This is a genomic window from Okeania sp. SIO3I5 (assembly GCF_010672085.1).
Classification (GTDB): Bacteria; Cyanobacteriota; Cyanobacteriia; order Cyanobacteriales; family Microcoleaceae; genus Trichodesmium.
Genome location: NZ_JAAHHT010000346.1, coordinates 1 through 7,592 on the forward strand (window position 1 = coordinate 1; position 7,592 = coordinate 7,592).

A 7,592-nucleotide genomic window follows, 5' to 3' on the forward strand; every position below is an offset into this window, starting at 1 on the left:
TGGCAAGTTTATGTTTTACACCCGTAAGGCACTATTATATCTAATAAACCTTTTCTTTGTCAAAGATGGATAAAAGTTGATAGATTTCTAGATCTTTCTATTGATTCGGCAAAACTTTACAATACTATGCAAATTATCTCAATTACTTTTTTTCGTTGATCAAATTCCGAGTAAATAATTAAGCATAAATACTTGCTCGATTGATTACTCAATCACGGCAGCTATGATTTTCTTCTAAAATTCTGTCTCCAGTCTCCAGTCTCTTGTCTCCTGACTCCTGATTCTATGCTACATTTTGTGGTGCGGAATGTAGGAATAAAAAAAATAGCATGAAAAGCAGTGGTTTGGCAAGTATTTATACCATAAGAATTATCTCCATTTAACTTTCTCCTGAGTCAAATTCTCAGTCAAATCTTAAGGATAAATACTTACTTAATTGTTGACTACTATGAATTTATTCTGAATTATGGCTCCTGACTCCTGACTCCTGACTCCTGACTTCGTAATACATTTTGTCGTGCAGAATGTAAGTTTAAAGATTTAATGAAGCTTCCAAAAAGATGTCGATCCTCTTACTTACAGTATATTTTTGACAAATAATTTACAAGAGGCGAATAGTCAAACGCTTGCAGTTCCAGCATCTTGCGCAAAATATGTACCTCATAATAGCATTTCCCCCTGTTATACAGATTCAATAATTTTTTGCTACACATACAAAGAGATTTATTAGGGATTAGGTTTTAATTTTACACTCAAATAGATAGATTTAATACCATTTATATGTCTTAATTTATCTTTATTGTCAAATAAACATATCCTGCCAATTATTTTAACAGCACTTATTATTAGTAACATTATTTTTTAGAATAGTGTATATGGCTACCATGAAAATAACCAACAAAAGAAAAAGAGTTATTTAAAGATTTGATGAAGCTTATAAAAAACTATTGATTTTTTGGCTTAAGTAGAATTACGATGAAAACAATAAATCAAATAAAACCGTATTGAGAGATCGATCAGGCATCTTTCAAAACATTAGACATTAAGTCTTGGCAAAGTATCAAATCGGATCGGAGGACGAAAAATGAAAACTCAACTATCTATTTTATTAACAGCGATCGCTGGTACTGTAATTTCAGCAATACCTGCTCAAGCTTTCTATTTTGGAACTTATGGTATTAAGTTCGATGAAGACACTAATATAAATTTTGAATTTAACCAAAGCTATGGAGGTTTCAAGACAGATTTAAATGTTTATGAAGTAACACGTGATGTTTATGACAATGTTATATCAATTGACGAAGAGGAATTACTGTTTGGGGAAGTTAAAGCTGCTGATGCTTCAATTGGAGCAACAGGTGCTCCAGGTTCAGATCCTATAGGTACTGTAGCGGGAGGTACTGTGCCAAATTCTCTAGCTTCTTTTACTTTTGAAGCAGGTAAGGAATATACTTTAGGAATAGTTAATTATGGGTACTGGCAGGATAAGGAAACAGAAGATCCCTACTATACAACAGTGTATTCTACAAGTGAATTAAATTCTGGTGGAACACAACAGGCAGTATTTGGTTCATCTGGTGGAGATGAACTTTTTGAGTTTACAGATGCTTCTCTATTCACACAAGGAGATTTGTATGCTGGTATGGTAGATATTAGTTTTGACGATCGTGGCAATGGAAACGACAAAGACTTTCAGGATTTCACGATTAAGGCAACACTTGTTAAGTCAACTCCAGAACCTACAGTATTAGCTGGTTTAAGTATGATAGCTGGTGGAATGTTCTTATCTCGCTTTCATAAAAAGCAAAAGTAATAACTATGATGGTTGATATACGGAAGTTAATGGGTGACATCTACCTCATTGTTTGAGTGCAAAGAAAATAATTGCCTCAACTAAAAACCTCACCTTTAGTATCAATTTACCAACCTAATACTTCTGTAACTACTGCTTGATTTTTCCAAGCGTCGGTCGTTGCTGTTACTACTTTTTGAACTTATGAATGAGTGTGTCAGTGCTAATAAAGTTAGACGTGGAGAATGATAACTATTGTTGCCTTTTCTTCCTTTCTATTTTCTGTCTTCTGCTTCTAGCTTTTCATCAACGGATTTGCTATAACTCATAACTGATAACTAAAATGACTGCTCCTTCCTCTATCACAATTACCGTACCTGCAACTACCGCTAACCTAGGTCCCGGTTTCGACTGCCTTGGCGCCGCCCTATCCCTATATAACCACTTCAAATTCTCTATTGCGGATAGCGCAACAGAAGTAAAAATCACTGTTACAGGCAAAGAAACTCCACGAGTCAGTACAGATAAAAGCAATCTTGCCTATCAAGCATTTGTAAAATTATATGAATATATCAAACAAACTCCCCCATCTGTGCTAATAGAAATTGACTTAGGCGTACCCTTAGCCAGAGGTTTAGGAAGTTCGGCCACCGCAATAGTCGGAGGTCTAGTGGCAGCAAATCAACTAGCAGGTAATCCTTTAAGTCAAACTGAAGTGATGAATTTAGCGATCGCCATTGAAGGACACCCAGATAATGTTGTACCTGCCTTACTCGGTGGTTGTCGTTTAACTGCTTCTACCCCCACAGGTTGGGAAATATGCGACATTCCCTGGCATCCCGATATTGTGCCAGTAGTAGCAATTCCCGACTTTGAACTTTCAACAGCAAAAGCGCGACAGGTTCTACCAACAGAATACAGTCGCGCTGATGCTATATTTAATTGCACCCATCTAGGTATTTTATTAAGAGGTTTAGAAACTGGTCGCGGAGAGTGGTTGCAAGCTGGAATGCAAGATAAAATTCACCAACCCTACCGTAAGTCTCTAATTAAAGGATATGAATATGTGCGTTCTGCTGCCTTAAATGCTGGTGCCCATGAAATGGTCATCAGTGGTGCAGGTCCGACTTTATTAGCATTAACAAACTCATTGACAAGTTCAAAAGTAATAGCAGCAATGACTGATGCTTGGCAAAATCAAGGAGTAATTGCAAAAGTACAAGCTTTAGAAATTGATACTAGAGGTGCAGTTTTTAGTTAGGACAATTATCTTTTCTTACACCACACCAATAAGCTAGATGTCACCCCTTGAGTTCTGTAATATCAGCCATCGGGGTTATTACTTTTGCTTTTTACGAAAGCGAGATAAGAACATTCCACCAGCTACCATACCTAAACCAGTTAATGTTGCAGGTTCTGGAGTTGACACTGGATCAATAACCATTGCCTGTAAAGTGAAATCCTGATAGTCTTTGTCGTCCTGATTACCAGCATCATCAAAACTAATGGTTAGATAATTACCAAATGGGTTTCCTTCTGTATAGTTAAAAGCATCAAATCCACTAAGTTCGCTTCCACCTGTTGAACCAAACACTGCCCGTTGTGATCCATCTGGATTTAAAGCAGTTGTAGAATATACTGTTGGATAAAAGGGATTTTCCGTGTCCTTATTCTGCCAGTACCCATAATTCTCTAGCGCTAAAGTATATGTCTTACCTGCTTCAAAAGTAAAATAAGCTGGAGAACCTACCACAGCATTTCCCGCAGTACCTATAGGGTCTGAACCTGGAGCTGCTGTTGGTCCAGCTGCATCATCAGAAGCTTTCACTTCTCCAAAGAGGAATTCTCCTGCTATCACATCATCTACTATTCCATCGTTATCTGTATCTATTGCTTCATAAACTTTTAAATCTGACTTGTAACCTCCATAGCTTTGGAGCAATTCAAATTCCAAAGTAGTATCTTCATAGAACATGATACCATTATCACTTCCAAAAGAGAAAGCTTGAGCAGGCATTGCAGAAATTGCACTACCAGCGATCGCTGTTAATAAGATAGATAGTTTAGTATTCATTTTCGGTACTCCTTAAATATGGTATTGACAACTTAGGAAACTAAGTTTTACTAAGTTATTTTTAACAGATTGTTTATCCTATCTTTAGTCAGGGCCAGAGAAACCTGTTGAAATCTTGTTTTAAGAATTTCTCTTTCTTTCCTTAAATCTAATATAGCTATTCTTTTATCAAATGTCATCTGTTTTGAATCATTCAAGCAAATCTTGTCTATTTCTTTAAAAATCAGATTAATTATCAGTATTTATACGAATTAATTCACTAAAAAAGCACAAATAAGTCTCTATGAAATCACTCTAATTTAGAAAAAGTCTAATTCAAGAAATTGATAACTTTGGAAAAATCAGTGAATTTACTGTCCGGCTTGATAGAGTTGGCCTATTTTTCACCATAATAACTCTGAAAAAAAGATTTAGTTCTGAAACATTTGGCCTTTACAGCCATTTTCAGATACACGACCTCACATCACAACCAAGACCTTGTAGGTTGGTTCCATGGAACCTCCCTATTATAGTCTACCCAAATAAAAAATGCTGTAATACTAAACCGCTGTAATACCAATATGAAATCCGGTTATACAGTTATCGCAAAACTATTTCCACTTAACACAAATCTTCTTATAAAATGTTTGTAAACTCATAAAAACCTCTCTCCAAACCTCTCTCCTACGAGGAGAGAGGCTTTGAAACCCCCATTCCTTCTCCCCCCTTTCAAAGGGGGGGCAGGGGGGATTTTTGGGGGGCAGGCGGGTTAGGTTTTTAGGATTTATAGGTTCCATGCAGCACTTCTCAAACAACTTCTTAGACTTCTTAACTCCTAACTTCTAAAGGAGCTGATCAGTCCATACTAATTACAATAATTACTGTAGGAGTATGTCACCGTTTATTAAAATTAGTGACTACACCCAAGACCGAAGCATCAGAAATCTTTAATCCTTCTATAGCCTTTGTCAACATTGAACGGTCTGTCTTTTCAATAGCTACCACAAGAATAGTTCCATCAACATGAGCTGTAATTAAACTAGCATCTGCTAAATCAACTAACGGAGGTGTATCATAAATAACTAAATCAAAAAAGGCATTAAACTGATCCATTAAGTATTTTCTTTTCTGAGATGAAAGTAACTTAATAGGATCTGGTGGTACTTGACCAGCCGTTAATATAAATAGATTTTCATTTTCTGGCGATCGCTGAATAGCATCATTAAGGCCAATATCTGTAGAAATAGCATCACTAAACCCCTCTAAATTAGGTAAACCAAGTTGTAAATGAATCTGTGGACTGCGTAAATTAGCATCTACTAATAATACTCGCTGACCAACACTAGCAGCAATTTGAGCTAGATTAATAGCAATAGTAGACTTACCATCTCCTTTCATCGCCGAACTAATAGCTAAAGATTTAAGTGATGAATCATGATTTAATAAACTGATATTTGTATAAAGAGAGCGAAAAGCTTCTAATACAAGTGGAGAATATGTCAACTTGAGTTTACTATCAGTATCAACTAAATTAGAAAAGTTAGTTACCTTAGAACTTAAAGACCCTAAAACCATTAAATGCTTCTGTGGTTTTGCTTGTATCGTTTGTCTCCTCAGTTCTTTGGCCAAAGGAATTACACCTAAAAGAGACAATTTAGTAGTTACTTGAATCTCTTTAGGGGTGTGGAATACTTGTATTATAACTTCTATTAAAAAACCAGAACCCATACTCAGTAGTGAACCCAAAACTACTATCAAAGCTAACATTCGCTTCGTGTTATCTTTCCCAACTGGTTTTAGGTTCCCACTTGCATCGCGCCTAAGACCTGGTCCTTCAATAATATTCCAAGGTACTTCTTGTTGTGCTGCTTTTAAGTTAAAATCTTCTCTTTTAGCTCTAAACTCATTCAGAGTTTGATTTACTACTTTTAATTCTGTCTGTAATTCTGAGTATAGACGAGCAGCGATCGGTAATTCTTGAAGTTGTTGTTCTAAAATATTTTCAGCAGTAACTATAACCTTATATTCTTCTTCTAAACCCTCAAGTTCAGCGTCTATATTTTTCATAATTTTTTGAGCTTCTGCAAACAAGAGGGAACGCAAATTTGCTTCTTGTTGGCGTAGAGTTCTGATCATAGGGCTATCCTCACGAAGTAGTGATGATTTTTGAGCTATTCTTCCTTCTACATTGTTAAGCTGTTCAATTAATATTTTATAGGCGCTGGTTCTATCAGCCAAAACAGTAGTGGCATTTCCTTCATCTAAGTGTTTTTCTATATTAGCCTTTACAACTTTAATATTAGCTATTTTAGTTTCGAGGTTTAATCTTTTTTCCTCAAGGAGTTGTTTCTGACGATATAACCCAGGAGTATTTAATTCAGGATCTATAACATTATAACGCTGCCTTACATCTTGAATTTGTTTTTTTATATTATTAGCTCTTTCTTCTAATCCTGGAAGTTGTTCTTCAATAAATTTAATCCCATTTTTAACTGTGACTAATCGCTCATAACCGCTGTATTCTAAATAAGCTAAAGATAGTTTATTTATCAAAAATTCTACTCTGTCTGAATTTTCATCATTATAGTGTACATCTATAATTTTAGTGCCAATAGGTACTGGTTTGGCATCTTCTACCATAATCCGAGTAATGTAAAGATTCTTAATTACAATATCATAAGCTATATAATCATTTTTGCTGTTCATTTCTTCAATAATTGGCCTCATAATTTGCTCGCTCTTCAAAAAACGAACCAGAGAATCATAATCTATGGTATCCTTTTTAAAGTGAACATTTTTAGCAAGAGTTTCACTGCTTATAGCTAACCTATCTACTTGTGCTTCAGCACTAATAGGCTCGGCCAAAAGCTTAAAATATCCTTGATAAAGTGGCGCTTTACGTCGTCCTAACAAAATGATTGCAGTACCTAGACTACCGATGATTATTATTGCTATAAATATTATAATCGCTGCCCGGCGACGGAGAACCGAAAACACCCAACCTATATCTAATTGTTCTTCATTATTATCCTGGGAGTTAGTTGTGAAACTTGGAGGCAATGTGACACTATCTTTAGATAAAAACTCTCTATAATCTTTTTGATCTTCCATGTTTCTAGTGAAGTTTTATAATTAAATTTTGATAGTCCTAAAATAGTAAAGATTGGAAATATTCAGTGACTCTCGTCTTGCGTATTGTCTTATTGTCTGTTTTCTTTTTCCTTAATACTTTTAACCACTACCTATTAGACTAACACTGCGAAAACTGTACATTAGCTTTCGCTCCTATAATTCTTGTTATAGCAAAAGGTTTAACCATTTTTTTCTAATGCAACATTTAAGGTATGTCGTCCCACTACAATAATTTTAAGTCTATTGTCTTAGCTATCACCTTGGGGTTAAACCAAAAGCTTGAATAATTCTCACAAAAGGAAGCGCTGAATTACCGAACAAGACTCCTATACTATCAGAGATAACAGCTAAATTAGAAGGTCTGATTATAATTATATCTTGGTTTTTGAGTAGGGGATTTACTTGCTCATTGATTCCTACAGCTAGATCTATCTCTATTTCTCGTTTGACTGTACTTCCATTGGGATTAAGGCGAATTAGTTGAACTAAACCTCCCTTCGCTCTTGGGTTCTCTCCTCCTGCTGCATTCAAAGCCTGATTTAAAGTTGCACCAGAGGGAATTTCTATTAATCCTGGTCTAACAACTTCTCCTACTACACTGACTTGAATAGTAGA

5 protein-coding genes are annotated in these 7,592 nt (G+C 35.5%); 2 read left to right on the forward strand and 3 right to left on the reverse strand.

Annotated features, from left to right (window positions below):
• The first annotated feature begins 1,084 nt into the window (after positions 1-1,084).
• Positions 1,085-1,813, forward strand: coding sequence for a PEP-CTERM sorting domain-containing protein (locus tag F6K40_RS37255; protein WP_293144356.1), 729 nt, complete (start codon positions 1,085-1,087; stop codon positions 1,811-1,813).
• Between the two features lie 322 nt (positions 1,814-2,135).
• The gene (gene thrB, locus F6K40_RS37260) at positions 2,136-3,053 is read left to right on the forward strand and encodes a homoserine kinase (protein WP_293144359.1); all 918 of its coding nucleotides are present in this window, start codon (positions 2,136-2,138) and stop codon (positions 3,051-3,053) included.
• Between the two features lie 78 nt (positions 3,054-3,131).
• On the opposite strand, the gene F6K40_RS37265 is transcribed toward thrB, so the two are convergent.
• From F6K40_RS37265 to F6K40_RS37275, 3 genes are all read right to left on the reverse strand, one after another.
• Positions 3,132-3,866 carry a PEP-CTERM sorting domain-containing protein gene (locus tag F6K40_RS37265; protein ID WP_293144361.1) on the reverse strand — a complete coding sequence of 245 codons (735 nt, stop codon included), beginning with the start codon at positions 3,864-3,866 and terminating at the stop codon, positions 3,132-3,134.
• An 873-nt stretch (positions 3,867-4,739) separates the two neighbouring features.
• The gene (locus F6K40_RS37270) at positions 4,740-6,956 is read right to left on the reverse strand and encodes a polysaccharide biosynthesis tyrosine autokinase (protein ID WP_293144364.1); all 2,217 of its coding nucleotides are present in this window, start codon (positions 6,954-6,956) and stop codon (positions 4,740-4,742) included.
• Positions 6,957-7,232: 276 nt separating this feature from the next.
• Positions 7,233-7,592 (reverse strand): SLBB domain-containing protein (locus tag F6K40_RS37275; RefSeq protein WP_293144367.1); only part of this gene is annotated, 360 nt, incomplete at its 5' end.

Excerpts from the sequence above, each read along its gene's own strand:
- F6K40_RS37255 (WP_293144356.1), top strand. The coding sequence starts at position 1,085 with ATGAAAACTCAACTATCTATTTTATTAACAGCGATCGCTGGTACTGTA.
- thrB (WP_293144359.1), top strand. The coding sequence starts at position 2,136 with ATGACTGCTCCTTCCTCTATCACAATTACCGTACCTGCAACTACCGCT.
- F6K40_RS37265 (WP_293144361.1), bottom strand. The coding sequence starts at position 3,866 with ATGAATACTAAACTATCTATCTTATTAACAGCGATCGCTGGTAGTGCA.
- F6K40_RS37270 (WP_293144364.1), bottom strand. The coding sequence starts at position 6,956 with ATGGAAGATCAAAAAGATTATAGAGAGTTTTTATCTAAAGATAGTGTC.